We start from the raw sequence: 16,743 nt of genomic DNA on the forward strand, positions 1-16,743 counted from the left end.
CACAACAAGAGGAGCCAGCAAAAGAGATTACTCGATGTTCTGGATCTGCTCGCGCATTTGCTCGATCAGGACTTTCAGTTCGATGGCGGAATTGGTCACTTCGGCATTAATGGATTTCGATGCCAGCGTGTTCGACTCGCGGTTAAATTCCTGCATCATAAAGTCAAGACGGCGGCCAACGGCTTCTTTCTTCTTCAGGATGTTCCAGGTCTCTTTTACGTGCGCTTCCAGACGATCCAGCTCTTCGGCGACGTCGATACGCTGCGCCATCAGCACCAGCTCTTGTTCGAGACGGTTGTTTTCCAGCTGCACTTCCGCATCTTCCAGTCGGGAAACCAGGCGCTCGCGCTGCCACTGTAAGATTTCCGGCATATGGGCGCGCACTTTGGCGACTTCGGCGGTGACGCCTTCCAGACGCTGCTCAATAAGCGCTTTCAGCGCCTGACCTTCGGTCTCGCGGGCAACGATAAAATCATCCAGCGCACCGTTCAGGGCCGACAGAATATCGGCGGCAATCGCATCGAGATCCTGTTCCTGAGCAGCCATTACGCCAGGCCAGCGCAGAATATCAACCGGGTTGATTTCGCCTTCGTCGCTCTGCATCTTGACCCAGTTGGCGGCATTGACCAGCTGTTTTGCAAGGCTTTCGTTCAGAATCAGCTCGCCCTGGGCGCTGGGATCCTGATCAAAACGTAAGGTACATTCAACTTTGCCACGGGTCAGGCGAGAACGGATGCGCTCGCGCACGACAGGCTCCAGGCTACGGAACTGCTCCGGCAGACGGAAATAAGTTTCCAGATATCGTTGGTTTACCGAGCGCAGTTCCCATGCGGCGCTGCCCCATTCACCCTTGATTTCACGCCGGGCATAGGCGGTCATACTGCGGATCATAGACGTTCCTGTTTTTAAAGGAGAGTGAGGTGGATTATAGCTTTCAGGGCCTTATCAGGATAGGAATAAGCGAGCATTATCCGTATATACACGTTATCCTTCTGGCAGCCCCTCTGTTGGCGGCATCGCTCAGCCCTGAGCGCCAGTTATCTACGCCGTCAGAGGCGCGTCACCTCATGCATCCCGCATGATTTTGTGTATAATGCGCGCCACATTCGTTTCAAGCCGGAGAGATCATTATGCGTCCAGCAGGTCGTAGCGCTAATCAGGTGCGTCCCGTCACCCTGACCCGTAACTATACAATACACGCAGAAGGCTCCGTGCTGGTCGAATTTGGTGACACTAAAGTGTTGTGCACCGCATCGATCGATGAAGGCGTGCCGCGCTTCCTGAAAGGCCAGGGCCAGGGTTGGATCACGGCAGAATATGGCATGCTGCCGCGCGCAACGCATACCCGTAACGCGCGTGAAGCCGCGAAAGGGAAACAGGGCGGCCGTACTATGGAAATCCAGCGTCTGATTGCCCGTGCGCTGCGTGCGGCGGTCGATCTGAAAGCGTTGGGCGAATTCACCATTACTCTCGATTGTGATGTTTTGCAGGCTGACGGTGGCACCCGTACCGCATCCATTACCGGGGCCTGCGTGGCGCTGGCCGATGCGCTGAATAAGCTGGTGGCGGCCGGCAAGCTGAAAAGCAATCCAATGAAAGGGATGGTCGCCGCGGTTTCCGTTGGTATCGTCAATGGCGAAGCGCTGTGCGATCTGGAATATGTCGAGGATTCAGCGGCGGAAACCGATATGAACGTGGTGATGACCGAAGATGGTCGCATCATTGAGGTACAGGGCACCGCGGAAGGCGAGCCGTTTACCCACGAAGAGCTACTCACCTTGCTGGCGCTGGCCCGCGGGGGTATCGAATCCATTGTCGCGACGCAGAAAGCGGCATTAGAAAATTAATTTTAAGGGCGGCTGATGAGTCGCCCTTTTTTTTACGTTTTATTCTTCATGCGGTCTTTCTCGGCTGCCGCACGCGACCGGCTCACAGCGTTATCGACGTATCTGTGCCGCCTGATGACGCGTGAAGAATTTGGCGTAAACCTAAATGATGAAAAGTAAGATAAGGAGCGAATCCATGAAACCGTATCAGCGCCAGTTTATTGAGTTTGCGCTTAACAAGCAGGTACTTAAGTTTGGCGAATTTACGCTGAAATCCGGGCGTAAGAGCCCCTATTTCTTCAACGCCGGCCTGTTTAATACCGGGCGCGATCTGGCACTGTTAGGCCGTTTCTACGCCGAAGCGCTGGTCGATTCCGGAATTGATTTCGATCTGCTGTTTGGGCCGGCTTATAAAGGGATTCCTATCGCGACGACTACCGCGGTTGCGCTGGCGGAGCACCATGACCTGGATTTGCCTTACTGCTTTAACCGCAAAGAAGCAAAAACCCACGGTGAGGGGGGCAATCTGGTCGGCAGCCCGCTGCAGGGGCGCGTCATGCTGGTTGATGATGTCATTACCGCAGGTACCGCGATTCGCGAGTCGATGGAAATTATCCAGGCGCACGGCGCGGAACTGGCCGGCGTGCTGATCTCTCTGGACCGTCAGGAGCGCGGCCGCGGCGAAATCTCGGCGATTCAGGAGGTCGAGCGTGACTACGGCTGCAAAGTGATTTCTATCGTGACGCTGAAAGACCTGATTGCCTATCTGGAAGAGAAGCCGGAGATGGCTGAACATCTGGCGACGGTACGTGCTTACCGCGAAGAGTTTGGTGTATAAGTCGAAAGCCCCGGAGGCGATATGCCTCCGGGATTTCCGCTACTGCAGCTGAGCGGCGACCAGCGGCCAGCGGGCGTCAAAATCATCCGTCGGACGATATTTAAACTCGCTGCGAACAAAACGCGACAGCATGCCTTCGCAAAATGCCAGCAGCTGGCTGGCCAGCAGCGCCTCATCGATGGTGTAACCTTCACCTTCCCGCATTTTCTTCTCACGCATGACCTGGCGCAGCTGAACCTCGATACGCTCAAACAGCTGGTTAATCCGCCCCTGGAGACGATCCTGTTCGAACATCAGCGCATGGCCGGTCAGAATTCGCGTCAGCCCAGGATTACGCTCACCAAACCCAAGAATCAGCAGCACAATCAGGCGCAGGCGCGCCGACGTGTCTTTTTCATCTTTTAAAATCAAATTGATGCGCGTAATCAGACTGTCTTCGATAAACTCGATCAGGCTATCGAACATGCGGGTTTTACTGGGGAAATGGCGGTACAACGCCGCTTCGGATACCCCGACAGACGCCGCCAGTTTCGCTGTGGTAATGCGCTGACTTCCATCGCTGGATTCAAGCATCAGGGCCAGAGACTGAAGTATTTCTTCGCGACGATTCCTTTTCGCAGTTTGTTTTTCTGCCATGTTTTAAAATACCCCTGAAAATAAGCACTTGTCAGGCAGACATCCACAAAGTGACCGCAAACGGTCGTTTGCGGCGATGTTATTGCATTAGTGCACTTTGGGATGCGGATTCGATGTGGTCGGGCTTATGCGCGCCCTGAGTGACCAAAGCCACCTTCGCCACGTTCGGTGGCGTCAAAATCTTCCACCAGGTTAAATTCCGCCTGTACGACGGGTACAAAGACCATTTGAGCGATGCGCTCGCCAGGTTCAATCGTAAAGCTCTGCTGGCCGCGGTTCCAGACGGAAACCATCAGCTGCCCCTGATAGTCGGAGTCGATAAGACCAACCAGGTTGCCCAGAACCACGCCGTGCTTATGGCCCAGCCCGGAGCGCGGCAAAATCACCGCCGCCAGAGAGGGATCGGCGATATGAATAGCCAGACCGGTCGGCAACAGCGTGGTTGCACCCGGCGCCAGCTCTACGGCGTCGTCGAGACAGGCTCGCAGGTCAAGTCCGGCGGAGCCGGAGGTGGCATAGGTCGGCAGCGGAAATTGCTGGCCAACGCGCGGGTCCAGAATCTTAACGTCGATTTTTTTCATCATAACGGGTCACGATCTCGTCGAGTAATAATTGGCCAAGGAGTTCTTTACGCTCAAGTGGCAAGCGCTTATCTCCATCCTGCCAGAAAAGGTGTAATGCGTTGCTGTCGCTGTTAAAGCCTTGATCAGGCTGCGAAACATCGTTAGCGCAAATCAGGTCGAGATTTTTGCGCGCGCGTTTTTGCTTCGCGTATTCTTCCACATTATTCGTTTCGGCGGCAAACCCTACGACAAAAGGCCGATTAGCCGCGAGTGCTGCCACCCCGGCAACAATATCCGGATTTTTGACCATTTTGAGGGTGAGTTCATCACCTTGCTTTTTAATTTTTTCTTCAGCGATGGCGACGGCACGATAGTCGGCTACGGCGGCACAACCAATAAAAATCTGCTGCTGCTGGGCGTTTTGCTGGACCGCAGCTTCCATTTCCAGTGCGGTCGTTACATCGATTCGCTGTACTAACGGCGGCGTCGGCAATGCAACCGGCCCGCTCACCAGCGTGACGTTTGCCCCGCGGCTTGCGGCCGCGGCGGCAATGGCAAACCCCATCTTGCCGGAGCTGTGGTTAGTAATATAACGCACCGGATCCAGAGGTTCACGCGTGGGGCCCGCGGTAATCATGATGTTGAGATGTTGCAAATCTTTGACAGGCGAAAAATGCGCAGCGGCTAAATCAACAATCGTCATCGGATCCAGCATGCGGCCAGGGCCAATGTCGCCACAGGCCTGGCTACCGCTGTCCGGCCCCCAGAGCAGCAGGCCGCGTGAGGCGAGTACCTCGAGGTTATGCTGCGTGGCCGCTGCGCGGTACATTTGCTGATTCATCGCCGGGACAACGGCAACCGGAGAGGGGGTCGCGAGGCAGATAGTAGAAACCAGATCGTTGGCCATACCGGCCGCAACGCGGGCAATCAGATCGGCGGTTGCCGGGGCGAGGATAACCAGGTCCGCCCATTTGCCCAGCTCTATGTGACCCATCGCCGCTTCCGCTGCCGGATCGAGCAGACTATCGGAGACCGGATAGCCAGACACCGCCTGCAGGCTCAGTGGCGTAATGAAGGCTTTGGCGGCTTCCGTCATGGCAACACGCACATCCGCGCCACGGTCACGCAGGCGGCGCACCAGTTCCGGCGTTTTATAAGCAGCAATGCCGCCGCTCACGCCAAGAACGATCTTTTTACCAGCCAGACTCATCATGATTCTTTCCTGTTGCAGTACACCAGAATCCGCGCATATTACCACAATCCCGTCGCCGTCGCGTGACTGCCAGGCATTCACTTTGCGAGGCGCTACGCAACAGGTAGATACGGCAGTCGGCAGCACCGTCGGGCTGTGCCAGGATAGGGGCACGAGAAAGGAGAGGCCCTATGGATGCACCGGAACCCCTGATGCCACGGGAAAAAATGTGGCTTTACGGCATTGAAACGTTGTCGGACGTTGAGCTGCTGGCGCTGTTTTTACGCACCGGGACGCGGGACAAAGATGTCATGGCGTACTCGCATGACCTGTTACAGCGTTTTGGTTCGCTGTATGGCCTGCTGTCAGCGAATAAAGCACAGTTTGAGACGGTCGACGGGATTGGCCTGGCGAAATATGCTCAGCTAAAAGGAGTGGCTGAGCTGGCGCGGCGCTATTTTAGCCTGCGGCTGGTTGAAGAGCCCTCTCTGGTCACGCCGATGATGACGCTGGAGTTTTTGCAAAGCCATCTCTCCGATGAAGAGCGGGAGATCTTCATCGTGATCTTTTTAGATAATCAGAACCGGGTATTGAAACATAGCCGGCTTTTTTCTGGTACTCTTAGCCACGTAGAGGTGCATCCGCGAGAAATTGTACGCGAAGCCATCAAAGTGAACGCCGCTGCGGTGATCCTTGCACATAATCATCCGTCCGGTAGTCCCGAGCCGAGTAAGGCCGACAGACTGATGACCGAACGTGTGGTAAAGTGTTGTGGTTTCATGGATATACGAGTACTCGATCATCTTGTAATCGGCCGCGGTGCGTACGTATCTTTTGCCGAACGCGGCTGGATTTAGCCCCGATCACGCGATCCAGCGGGATCTTTGTCTGTTCGGGACTTGAGCACATCGCCGAGTCAGCGTATACTACGCCACCTTTGAGAATCTCGGGTTTGGCATTTGGGCCTGGCAATCGATGGTTCACTTAGAACTGCGATGACCGGGCTGTAAAGCCTGACGAGGCGCCGATACCCCATACGAAGCTCGAGCTAATTTGATTTTTGGAGAATAGACATGTCCCGAGTCTGCCAAGTTACTGGCAAGCGTCCGGTGACCGGTAACAACCGTTCCCACGCACTGAACGCGACCAAACGCCGTTTCCTGCCGAACCTGCACTCTCACCGTTTCTGGGTTGAGAGCGAAAAGCGTTTTGTCACCCTGCGTGTATCTGCTAAAGGTATGCGTGTTATTGATAAGAAAGGCATCGATACAGTTCTGTCTGAACTGCGTGCCCGTGGCGAAAAGTACTAAGTACTAAGAGGAAATAAATCATGGCTAAAGGTATTCGTGAGAAAATCAAGCTGGTTTCTTCTGCTGGTACTGGTCACTTCTATACCACCACGAAGAACAAACGTACTAAGCCGGAAAAACTGGAACTGAAAAAATTCGATCCAGTTGTCCGTCAGCACGTTTTATACAAAGAAGCTAAAATCAAATAATTTTAGTTTCCTTGTAAAGAAAACCCCGCTCCGGCGGGGTTTTTTGTTTTTTGTCCGGCAGACCCCGTCGGATAAACCCTGCCGGGAATTTGCTTCCCTGTCGTCTGTTGCTGCAGCACAATACTCTGGGTTAACGGAGGAAAACGAATGCCTGAATTACCTGAGGTAGAAACCAGCCGGCGTGGCATCGAACCATACCTGGTGGGCGCAACCATTCTGCACGCCGTTATTCGCAACGGGCGTCTGCGCTGGCCGGTCAGTGAAGAAATCTATCGTTTGAGCGACATACCGGTGCTGAGCGTGCAGCGCCGTGCCAAATATCTGCTGCTTGAGCTGCCCGGCGGCTGGATTATCGTCCACCTTGGGATGTCGGGAAGTCTGCGAATTCTGAGTGAAGAGCTGCCTGCAGAAAAGCACGATCATGTTGACCTCGTGATGAGTAATGGCAAGGTCCTGCGCTACACCGACCCACGCCGCTTTGGCGCCTGGCTGTGGACCCGCTCGCTGGAAGGGCATCCTGCGCTGGCACATCTTGGCCCAGAGCCCTTGAGCGATGATTTTAATGCCGACTATTTGCAGCAGAAGTGCGCGAAAAAGAAAACCGCTATTAAGCCCTGGCTGATGGATAACAAACTGGTGGTCGGGGTCGGCAATATCTACGCCAGCGAATCGCTGTTTTCGGCCGGGATCCATCCCGATCGGCTGGCGTCTTCGCTTTCACGCGAAGAGTGTGAACGGCTGGTAAAAGTGATTAAAGCGGTGCTGCTACGCTCGATTGAGCAGGGGGGCACGACGCTGAAGGATTTCCTGCAAAGTGATGGCAAACCGGGCTACTTCGCCCAGGAGCTGCAGGTTTATGGCCGCAAGGGCGAACTTTGTCGCGTTTGCGGCACGCCGATTACAGCCAGCAAACATGCTCAGCGGGCAACATTTTATTGCCGCCAGTGTCAGAAGTAAGGTGCTGATGTCGCCACGATCCCGGTGACGCCTCGCCAGCCGGGTACGGGTTCACGCGATTGCTGGCGGGTAGCCCGGACGGGTCTCCGGGCGGCGCAAGATTACAGCTTTTTCAGCAGCGCCTGGTGTACGTTGGCCGGCAGGAAGTGGGAAACATCGCCCTGGTGGCGCGCCACTTCCTTCACCAGCGATGAAGAGATAAACGACCACTCTTTGCAGGGCATCAGGAAGACGCTTTCCAGGGTTGGCATCAGGTGGCGGTTCATATGTGCCAGCTGCATCTCATATTCGAAGTCCGCCACCGCACGTAAACCGCGAATGAGGATATTCGCCTGCTGCGCGCGGGCAAAATTCGCCATCAGATCGCTGAAACCAACCACCTCGACGTTGACCAGATGCGCCGTTGCCTGCTCCGCCAGCGCAATACGCTCGTCGAGCGTGAACATCGGTTTTTTGCTCGGGCTGGCGGCAATGGCCAGCAGCACCTTGTCAAACATGCTGGCGGCACGCGTGACGATATCGATATGCCCGTTGGTAATGGGGTCGAAGGTGCCCGGATAGATCGCTTTTGTGCTCATAATTACACTTTCTCTGAGTAGCCGCGGCTCAGCGCCCACAGCTCGGTGTATTTATTAAACGTATACTGCGCGTTGACCACGGCAAGTAGCCAGCCCTGTTTACCATCCAGCACGCCGCCGCGTAGCAGCAGCGTTTTCACAAAAGCCCCCAGCGTATGGCCGAAAATGCTCGCCAGAGAGGTCTTCTTCCCCTTCTGGTGGCGCTCCCGTGCCCAGGCAGAGGCATAGGCCAGCTGCTTTTGCTGGAAGCCGGAGAAGTCGCGGCAGGTCAGATGCAGTAAATCGCCCGACAGTTCGATAACCTGCGCGCCTTTGGCATCGAGCGATTCGTGCACCAGATTATTGTTATAGCGGAAACGGCTGCGTTCGTACAAACGCATGACGCGGTCGGGATACCAGCCGCTATGGCGCATAAAGCGGCCAAGGAAATAGTTACGCCGGGCGATGCTGTAGACGGCACCTTTTTGGGGCGCCTCCAGTACACGGCGAAGTGAGCAGGCCAGCTCCGGCGTCACGCGTTCATCGGTATCAATCATCAACACATAGTCGCCGGTCGCGTAGTCCTGGGCGCGCTGGCGCTGAATACCGTAGCCTTGCCAGTCGCTGTTGATGTAGACCGTTGCACCGAGGCGACGGGCCAGTTCGACGGTGTTATCGCTACTGCCGGAGTCCAGCAGCACGATTTCATCGGCCCACGCTACCGAGGCCAGGCAATCAGCCAGCAGATCCGCCGCATTTTTGGCGATCATTACGACGGACAGTCGGGTCGACATTAGTGGCTCCGCTGCGGCAGATAGGGTTGCAGTAAATGTAGCAGACGCGAGAGCGCGCCCTGGTTTTGATGCAACACTTCCACCGCGTGGCGGCCGTACCACAGACGATAGTCTTCATCGGTGAGCAGATTGGAGACCTGGGTGACCAGCGAACTGACGTCGGTGACCGTAATCAGGCCATCGTCCTGCTGCAACTTGGCGCAAATATCTTTGAAGTTGAACGTGTGCGGGCCCATCAGTACCGGGATGGCGTGTGCCGCCGGCTCCAGCGGGTTGTGACCGCCGCGTTCGACCAGGCTGCCGCCGACGAAGGCGAGGTCGGCAATGCCGTACAGCAGCATCAGCTCGCCCATGGTATCGCCGATCACCACCTGGGTACTGTTCGACGGGATTTCGCCGGTGCTGCGTAGCGTGAAGCTCATCCCCGCTTTCTGCACCATTTCTCGTGCATCGGCGAAGCGCTCCGGGTGACGAGGGACGAGAATCAACAGCAGATCCGGGAAAGTATCGAGCAGCTTCCTGTGCGCCTGCAGGATAATTTGTTCTTCACCGTCGTGGGTGCTGGTGGCGATCCAGACTTTGCGGTGCGGCGCCCACTGGCGGCGGAGGGTAATTGCGCGCGCGGCCAGCTCTGGCGTCACGGAAATATCAAATTTGAGGCTGCCGGTGACCGCCAGCTGGTTGCGCTTCAGGCCCAGAGCCAGAAAGCGATTGCCGTCTTCTTCATTCTGCGCCGCAATCAGCGTGATGCGACTGAGCAGCCGACGCATAAATTTCCCCAGTTTCGCGTAGCCTTTGGCGGAACGCTCCGACAGACGGGCGTTGGCGATGACCAAGGGGATTTTACGTTTGTGCAGCGCGGCGACCATATTTGGCCACAGCTCGGTTTCCATCACGATAACCAGCTTCGGTTGCACCGTGTTGAGGAAGCGGTTCATTGCGCAGGGCAAATCGTAAGGCAGATAGACATGATGAACATCTTTGCCGAAGGCGGACATGGCGCGTTCTGAGCCGGTCGGCGTCATGGTGGTGACGGTGATAGGCAGCGAGGGGTAGCGGTGGCGCAGCGCGCGCACGAGCGGGATAGCAGCAAGCGTCTCACCCACGGAAACGGAATGCAGCAGAATCCCATCCGGCGCTACCTTGTTCTGACAGAAGCCATAACGTTCAGCCCAGCGCTTTCGGTAGGCAGGGGCCTTACGGCTGCGCAGCAGCAGTCGCAGCCATACCAGCGGCTGAATAAGATAGAGTAGGGTGGTATAAAGCAATTCCAAGCGATTTATCCGATTTATGTTTTAGCGGGCAAATTCTAAGCATTTAGCCCGCGTAAAGCTATCTCTTTGGCGGAAACAACGGGATTCAGAGTCAGGTCGCGTCGCGATAGCGTTTAATGCGCAAATAGCGTCGGCCAAGGCGCCAGCGTAAACGGAAGGTACGCGCATTTTTCCAGATCAGACGCCAGATGCCGCGGTCAAAGAATTCTTTAATGATAATATGCTTTTTTGACTCATCTTTCATGCTATCAAAGGTATGAATAATTCCCAGCCCCTCTTTGGCAATTTGCCAGCGGCAGGCGGAAATATGACGCACCTTATCAGGATAGCGTTGGTTGATGGCCTCCAGCATCTCCAGAATTTTCATGTAGTGGCGCGCCGAGCGCATCAACGTATCGTCATTGTCCGGTTTGTGCGACACCGATTCCGAGTGAATATAGTAATCGTAGAACTGTTCGCTGGTGTACTGCACGCGTTCAGCCGCCAGCAGCGCTTCGGTGGTCCACGGAATGTCCTGATGACGTAATCCGGGCTCGAAGTGGAACTTGTGCTGCATGATAAATTCGCGGCGATAGATATTCAGCCAGGTCACGTGCAGGAACTTGCGCGAATCCAGCGCCTGTTTAAGCCAGACGTGGCCTGGCAGGATGCCGGTCGACGGCAGACGGTCCGGTGGAAGAATAGGGTGGATATCTTTGCGGGTTTCGTAAACGTAGCGGCCGTTACAGGTGGCGACATCAAGGCGGCCCTTTTCGGCCATCTCCAGCAGCGTACGGTACATCCCGGGATAAAGCTTATCGTCAATATCCGGGAAGGCCAGGTACTTGCCGGTTGCCACCGCCAGGCCGGTATTACGCGCGACCGAGACGCCCTGGTTTTCCTGTTCCAGCACGATAATATGGGGTAAGCGCGCTTTCCATTCGTCGATAACCGCCAGGCTACCGTCCGTCGAACCGTCGTTGACCAGGATCAGCTCATAGCTTTCCAGCTGCTGTTGTTCAATGCACTCAAAGAATTGCGCAAGGAATTTTTCGCCGTTATAAACGGCAGCCACAATGCTCAGTAAAGGCGTTTGACTCATAAATCATTCGATCCTGGTTAAATAGCGGCGTCAGCCGCGACGCAGCTGACGGTACTGCTGACAAATCGTATCCACGCTGAATTTTTCCAGTGCGGAAGGTTCGATAGCTGGTGGGTTATGGTAAATGCTTTGCATCGTCCGGGCCAGCGCCGGGCTGTTCAGATCGGCCAGGCCGCTGGCTAATTCGCCGGTGAGAATTTCCGTCACCCCGCCAGGACAGCGGGTGCTGGCCACCGGGGTATTTAGCAGCAGCGCCTCAACCACCACGTTACCAAAGCCTTCGCTGTCGGAGCTGAGCACCAGCATCCGCGCATGCTTAATCCACGGCAGCGGGTTTTTCTGAAAGCCTTTAAACAGAACACGATCGGCAACCTGTAGCTGCTGCGCCAGCTGGCGCAGGCGCTGTTCCTGCTCCGGTTTACCCTGACCCAGCAGCACCAGCGGCGCGGTGATTCCGCTTTGCGCATAGGCTTCGATCAGGCGATCGTGACGTTTCCCCGGGTGGAACCGACCGACGTGAATAATATAATCCCCCGCGGGCTGCTCGCCAGGCGCATCGGCGGCGGCGCGCAGAGCGGGAATATCGAACGGGTTATAAATGGTTTTTAACTGTGCCGGGCGGATGGCGAACTGTTCGACCAGATCCTGACCTACCGCATCGGAGACGGTAATGACGTTGCGTCCCTGATAGACACGCTTAATCTTCTGCTGTTTCATCCAGCGATCAAATCCGGTGCGATGGCCCAGATATGATGTGGAAAAGACGCCATGCAGGCAGAACCAGACGTTCCGGTTTTTCAGCGACCGGCTGCGGGCGACAATGCGATCGGTTTTATGCAGGTTGGAGAGCACCAGATCGAATTCACCCTGCTGTTCGGCTGTGACGATGGCGGCATCCAGCTGGCGGGCGCGGCGCGAAAGTTCGGTGATTTTGCGCCAGGGTGTCCGGCTGCGGTCACTCACAACCTGATAATCCAGCCCTTCCGGCAGCGCATAATCGCAGACGTCGCGCAGGGAAAACAGTGAGACCCGTTCGCCCTGGCGCAGAAAATGCTCAGCCAGGGTCAGCACGACCTTCTCCGCCCCGCCGCCGGGCAGGCCGTCGATCACAAACAGTATACGCATCGTTATTTCACCAGATCCTGATAGAGGGAGAGCAGCTGCGTCGAGAGTCGTTCGCTGGTGCAGGACATGATGCGCTCGCGGGCGCGTTCCCCTTCCGCAGAGCCTAACGCCCGGGCGGGCAGGGCGCTAACCGACTCCTGCAGGGCCGGGATATCCAGCGCATCGCAAACGTAGCCATTGCTGCCCTGAACGATAAACTCCGCGCCGCCGCAGCCGGTGGTGGTAATGACCGGCAGGCCGCAGGCCATCGCTTCGAGAATAACGTTGGGGAACGGATCGTACAGCGTCGGCAGCAGCAGGCCGTCGGCCATCTGATAGAACGGCAGGGTTTCCGACTGCATGCCGAAAAAGCGGACCCGCTCCTCGCAGTTGAGGGTTTTCGCCAGCGACTGATAGCGATTCTGATCTTTGTCTTTACCGACGACCAGCAGATAGCGATCGGTGGGGGCGATGGCGCGGATCGCCGCATCCAGCCCCTTGCGCTCAAAGCCGGAGCCGACGTAGATCAGGCAGGTCGCCTGCAGCGGCAGATTCCATTGGTGACGTAGCGCAACAAAGGCCGCTTCCGTAGGCGGCAGAAAACGCTGGTTATCAATGGCGTTATAGATAACGTGGATTTTCTCCGCCGGCAGGCCGAAGTCTTCAATAATCTCGCGTTTTATCATCTCCGCGTTGCAGATGACGCCGCGCAGGTGCGAGTCCTGGTACATTTCGCGCTCAGCCTGCATGACATAGCGATGGTAGCGGTCGGCAAACAGCAGGCGGCTTTTCCAGCCGGGCAAAATGCGCGAGCGCTGCTGTAGCCAGCGGCGGTGCACGCCGTCCCCGGCGCGGTACAGGTCGCAGCCGGGAATGCGTTCGTGGCTCTGCACCAGATCGAAATGTTCGCTCTGCCACAGCCGGCGGGCGGCGTCGGCGAAACCACGTTCGCGGCTGATCCGCCCCCACTTACGCGGGTTGCAGATATGAATATTCCAGTCGGGTTTCACCGGCCCTTGCCATTCGCGAGTAATGACGTTCAGTTCAAGATTGCTGCTATCAAGGGCTTCCAGCGCGCGGGAGACAAAGCGCTCCGCGCCGCCGTCCGGGCGATATTTCTGTCGCACCAGGGCCAGCCTGAATTTGCTCATGCCAGTACCTTTTTCGCCGCCGCGATAACCGCGTCGGTGGGAATTAAATCGAGATAACGTTCGTCTGTGCCGGTGTCGATATCATCCGGGTCGGGAATAGCGCCGAAATCACCTGCCCAGATCTCCTCACCTTTAGCCTGCCATGGACGCCAGAAGGTGAGTTTGGAGGGGCCGAACAGCGCCACCAGCGGCGTACCCAGCGCGGCGGCCATATGCATCGGTACGGAGTCGACGCCGATAAACAGGCGGCCATGATCGATGACGGATGCCAGCTGGCGCAGAGTCAGCTGACCGGCGAGGGAGTGCAAACGAGCATTGGGGCAGCCCGCCATAATGGTGTCGATCATCTGCTTCTCTTTGGCATCGGGACCGGAGGTCAGCACGACCGGGTAGCCTGCGTCAGAGAGGGCGTTAATCAGGGCGCTCATTCGCTCTTCGCGCCAGCACTTAAAGAACCAGCGGGAGGTCGGTTGAATGACGATATAGTTGTCCTGAAATCCTTCCGGCAGCAGCGCGCGGCTGACGTGCCAGTCCTGCTCGCTGTAGCCCATTTTCGCCGGCGCGTCATTCATCTCCAGCCCAAGCGGCGCCAGAATCGACAGATTCTGCTGCACGGTGTGCTGCTGGTTATGCTGCTGTGTTGAGGCGAGAGCGGTATGACAAAAACGCCATGCCGGGTGACGACGCTTCGGGAAGTCAAAGCCGATGCGGATTGGCGCGCCGGTCAGTTTCGTGATAATTGCGCTTGGCCACTGATCGGCAAGATTGAGCACCATATCGTAGCGCTGCTGGCGCAGCGCACGAATCAGCTGCCACTCCATCTTGAGCTGGTGGCCGGTGCCCTGTTTTTTCCAGCGCCGATCAATGGCGAAAATCTGATTGATATCAGGATTGGCGGCGAGCATATCCCGGGTTTCTTCATACAGCAGGACATCAACGCTGGCCGCGGGATATTGCTGTTTGAGGGCGTGAATGAGCGGCGTGATCAGCAGCATATCGCCATGATGGCGCAGCTTAATAACCAGGATTCGCGTCGGGGTCACAGGGCCGGAAGAGCGGGTTTCAGGCGTCATTCTCTGTTCTTCATTCAATATCAGGTTTCCGATTCTAGGGGATCAGACTGATTGAGAGAAGCGTTGTATTGCTCTACCATGACCCGATACGTATGCTCTGAGGACGTTTTCGTGCACAATCCCGCATTTCTCATCACGATTGATACAGAGGGCGATAACCTCTGGCAAAAACATGACAGCATTACCACCGAGAATGCGCGCTATTTACCGCGTTTTCAGCAGCTTTGCGAAAAGTATGGTTTTAAACCGGTCTATTTGACCAACTATGAAATGGCGATCGATCCCTTTTATATCGAATTCGCCAAAGATGTGATTGCCCGCGGGACGGCGGAAATCGGCATGCACCTCCATGCCTGGAACAGCCCGCCGACGGACCCGTTGACCGATGACGACTGGCGTCATAAACCCTATCTGATTGAATATTCCGATGCGGCGATGCGCGAAAAAGTCGCTTACATGACGCATCTGCTGGAAGACACTTTCCAGACGAAAATGGTCAGCCATCGCGCCGGACGCTGGGCGTTTGATGAGCGCTACGCCCGCCTGCTGGTGGAGCATGGCTATCTGGTTGACTGCTCGGTCACGCCGCGGGTCAACTGGAAGACGGCGAAAGGCGCCCCGCAGGGGGACGGTGGTACCGATTACCGTCGTTTCCCGCAGCATGCCTATTTCCTTGACGAGAACGATATCAGTCGCGAAGGCGGCTCTTCGCTGCTGGAAGTGCCGATGAGCATTCAATATAAGCACTCCGGCTGGATGAACAGCGTGAAGCAGGGCTACGATCGCTTGCGCGGCAAAGTGCGTTCGCCTTCCGTTCACTGGCTGCGCCCGATGGGGGGAAATGTCGACACCATGAAGAAAGTGGTGCAGCAGACATTGACTCAGGGTAATGATTACGTCGAATATATGCTGCACTCTTCTGAGTATATGCCTGGCGGCAGCCCAACATTTAAAAATAAACAGGATATCGAGCAGTTATATGTCGACCTGGAAGCATTTTTTAACTGGCTGGCGCCGCAGGTGAAGGGGATGACGTTGGCAGAATATTACCAGCGGAAACACACACAGCGATAAAAGGCACCCTAAGGTACCGTATGCGTATCCTTAAACAACTGACGCGGAAGAAAAATGCTTTTTTCCGCGACATTAAATTTAATTTAATTAATTTTCGTTATAGAAATAAAGCTGAGCGCCAGCCGTTCAATCCCGCTCAGGTGAAGCGCATTTTATTACTGCGTCTGGATGATAAAGTCGGCGACATGGTGGTAACCACCGGCTGTGCCAGACTTCTCGCCGAGCACGGCTATAAAGTTTCTGTCCTCACCGGTCCTGTATGCATGCAAATATTAGCAGGCTCAATATTTCTTGAGAATGTATATTTGTATAAACCGCGCATGTCACTCGCGGCGTTACGCGCACTTAATTTTGATGCGGTTATAGATTTTGATGACGTGAAAACCTATGAACGGTTTAAGTTTCTCTCTGATTTACGCGCGCCCTGCGTCATTGGTTTTAATAAAGAGAAATATAAGCTGTATGACCAGTCAATCACCTTTTATGATAGCAAAAGCCATATTTCCGCCCGTTATAAACAGGTGGTTAAGCTTTTTGGCGTGAGAGATGAGCACTATCATTATCACGTTCCCGGCGATATACGCGAGCGCCAGCGAGTGGAAAAGTTACTGGCGACAGAAAGTGACAGACAGCTATGCGTGGCCATCAATCCTTTTACCGCCTCAACAGATAAGGATTTCTGCCGTCATCAGGTCGCCGCGCTCATTGAACGGCTCCGTCAGCTCCCCTATAAAGTGAGCGTGGTGATGGTCGGTCGCAGCGAGAAAATCCGTCAGCTTGGGCTGGATATGGCCCTGTATCTGGCTGACAGCAATATCAACTCGGCGGTAGAAGTTATCCGCTGCTGCGATCTGGTGATTACCGCTGACACTTCCATTGTGCATATTGCCAGGGTGTTTGATAAGCCGATGGTGGCGGTCTATAACAAGCGCAAGCTCAAGGATACTGGCCTGCCGGGTTATACCATTTGGGCTCCGGGTTATGCTAAGGCCAGGCAGATTGTCTGCGAGGAAGAGAACGTGGCGGATGTCCCGATTGACGCCATATGGCCGATGATCCAGGAGCAGGCTGATAGTCTGGTTGCCACGCGTTTGCGGTAATAAAAAAGGGCCCGGACGGGCCCTT

The 16,743-nt window shown here is 55.7% G+C and carries 19 protein-coding genes; 8 read left to right on the plus strand and 11 right to left on the minus strand.

Features of this window, described 5'->3' with window-relative positions; genetic code table 11:
- Nucleotides 1-27: 27 nt before the first annotated feature.
- On the minus strand, nt 28-891 hold the full coding sequence (locus tag AC236I_RS00585) for a YicC/YloC family endoribonuclease (RefSeq protein WP_004868955.1): 864 nt from the start codon (nt 889-891) through the stop codon (nt 28-30).
- 239 nt (nt 892-1,130) lie between these two features.
- On the opposite strand from AC236I_RS00585, the gene rph reads away from it, so the two are divergent.
- Nucleotides 1,131-1,847 (plus strand): ribonuclease PH, encoded by a 717-nt coding sequence (rph, locus tag AC236I_RS00590; RefSeq protein ID WP_004868954.1) that lies wholly within the window; start codon nt 1,131-1,133, stop codon nt 1,845-1,847.
- Between the two features lie 175 nt (nt 1,848-2,022).
- Nucleotides 2,023-2,664: an orotate phosphoribosyltransferase gene (pyrE, locus tag AC236I_RS00595; protein ID WP_004868953.1), complete on the plus strand. Its 642-nt coding sequence runs from the start codon at nt 2,023-2,025 to the stop codon at nt 2,662-2,664.
- Nucleotides 2,665-2,703: 39 nt separating this feature from the next.
- Here the strand turns inward: pyrE and slmA are convergent, their stop codons facing one another.
- The 3 genes from slmA to coaBC form a co-directional block, all read right to left on the minus strand.
- Complete coding sequence (slmA, locus tag AC236I_RS00600) at nt 2,704-3,300, minus strand: nucleoid occlusion factor SlmA (RefSeq protein WP_004868952.1); 597 nt, start codon at nt 3,298-3,300, stop codon at nt 2,704-2,706.
- A 125-nt stretch (nt 3,301-3,425) separates the two neighbouring features.
- Nucleotides 3,426-3,884: a dUTP diphosphatase gene (gene dut / locus AC236I_RS00605; protein WP_004868951.1), complete on the minus strand. Its 459-nt coding sequence runs from the start codon at nt 3,882-3,884 to the stop codon at nt 3,426-3,428.
- Nucleotides 3,862-5,073 carry a bifunctional phosphopantothenoylcysteine decarboxylase/phosphopantothenate--cysteine ligase CoaBC gene (gene coaBC, locus AC236I_RS00610; protein WP_487608840.1) on the minus strand — a complete coding sequence of 404 codons (1,212 nt, stop codon included), beginning with the start codon at nt 5,071-5,073 and terminating at the stop codon, nt 3,862-3,864. Before coaBC ends, dut begins: the two co-directional genes overlap by 23 nt.
- A 173-nt stretch (nt 5,074-5,246) precedes the next feature.
- On the opposite strand from coaBC, the gene radC reads away from it, so the two are divergent.
- The 4 genes from radC (at nt 5,247) to mutM (ending at nt 7,510) form a co-directional block, all read left to right on the plus strand.
- Complete coding sequence (gene radC / locus AC236I_RS00615; RefSeq protein ID WP_004868949.1) at nt 5,247-5,912, plus strand: RadC family protein; 666 nt, start codon at nt 5,247-5,249, stop codon at nt 5,910-5,912.
- Nucleotides 5,913-6,128: 216 nt separating this feature from the next.
- The gene (gene rpmB, locus AC236I_RS00620) at nt 6,129-6,365 is read left to right on the plus strand and encodes a 50S ribosomal protein L28 (protein WP_002436699.1); all 237 of its coding nucleotides are present in this window, start codon (nt 6,129-6,131) and stop codon (nt 6,363-6,365) included.
- Between the two features lie 20 nt (nt 6,366-6,385).
- Nucleotides 6,386-6,553: a 50S ribosomal protein L33 gene (rpmG, locus tag AC236I_RS00625; protein WP_003024094.1), complete on the plus strand. Its 168-nt coding sequence runs from the start codon at nt 6,386-6,388 to the stop codon at nt 6,551-6,553.
- Between the two features lie 147 nt (nt 6,554-6,700).
- Entirely contained in the window at nt 6,701-7,510 is an 810-nt protein-coding gene (mutM, locus tag AC236I_RS00630; protein WP_004868948.1) for a bifunctional DNA-formamidopyrimidine glycosylase/DNA-(apurinic or apyrimidinic site) lyase, read from the plus strand.
- A gap of 101 nt (nt 7,511-7,611) precedes the next feature.
- Here mutM and coaD read toward each other — a convergent pair whose 3' ends face one another.
- The 7 genes from coaD to rfaQ all read right to left on the minus strand — a co-directional run bounded on the left by coaD (nt 7,612) and on the right by rfaQ (nt 14,544).
- Entirely contained in the window at nt 7,612-8,088 is a 477-nt protein-coding gene (gene coaD, locus AC236I_RS00635; RefSeq protein WP_004868947.1) for a pantetheine-phosphate adenylyltransferase, read from the minus strand.
- Between the two features lie 2 nt (nt 8,089-8,090).
- Nucleotides 8,091-8,861, minus strand: coding sequence for a glycosyltransferase family 2 protein (locus AC236I_RS00640; RefSeq protein WP_004868946.1), 771 nt, complete (start codon nt 8,859-8,861; stop codon nt 8,091-8,093).
- Nucleotides 8,861-10,135: a lipid IV(A) 3-deoxy-D-manno-octulosonic acid transferase gene (gene waaA / locus AC236I_RS00645; RefSeq protein WP_004868944.1), complete on the minus strand. Its 1,275-nt coding sequence runs from the start codon at nt 10,133-10,135 to the stop codon at nt 8,861-8,863. Before waaA ends, AC236I_RS00640 begins: the two co-directional genes overlap by 1 nt.
- A 91-nt stretch (nt 10,136-10,226) precedes the next feature.
- Nucleotides 10,227-11,216, minus strand: coding sequence for a glycosyltransferase (locus AC236I_RS00650; protein WP_004868941.1), 990 nt, complete (start codon nt 11,214-11,216; stop codon nt 10,227-10,229).
- A 30-nt stretch (nt 11,217-11,246) separates the two neighbouring features.
- A complete protein-coding gene (locus AC236I_RS00655; protein WP_004868939.1) occupies nt 11,247-12,341 on the minus strand; it encodes a glycosyltransferase in 1,095 nt (364 codons plus the stop codon).
- Between the two features lie 2 nt (nt 12,342-12,343).
- Nucleotides 12,344-13,471, minus strand: coding sequence for a glycosyltransferase family 4 protein (locus AC236I_RS00660; RefSeq protein ID WP_048022800.1), 1,128 nt, complete (start codon nt 13,469-13,471; stop codon nt 12,344-12,346).
- Nucleotides 13,468-14,544, minus strand: coding sequence for a putative lipopolysaccharide heptosyltransferase III (rfaQ, locus tag AC236I_RS00665; RefSeq protein WP_213894193.1), 1,077 nt, complete (start codon nt 14,542-14,544; stop codon nt 13,468-13,470). The genes AC236I_RS00660 and rfaQ overlap by 4 nt, the downstream gene beginning before the upstream one ends.
- Nucleotides 14,545-14,655: 111 nt before the next feature.
- On the opposite strand from rfaQ, the gene AC236I_RS00670 reads away from it, so the two are divergent.
- Nucleotides 14,656-15,618: a polysaccharide deacetylase family protein gene (locus AC236I_RS00670; protein ID WP_004868934.1), complete on the plus strand. Its 963-nt coding sequence runs from the start codon at nt 14,656-14,658 to the stop codon at nt 15,616-15,618.
- Between the two features lie 20 nt (nt 15,619-15,638).
- Complete coding sequence (locus tag AC236I_RS00675; protein WP_032718395.1) at nt 15,639-16,718, plus strand: glycosyltransferase family 9 protein; 1,080 nt, start codon at nt 15,639-15,641, stop codon at nt 16,716-16,718.
- Nucleotides 16,719-16,743 lie beyond the last annotated feature (25 nt).

Source organism: Klebsiella sp. Sb-30 (assembly GCF_057652795.1).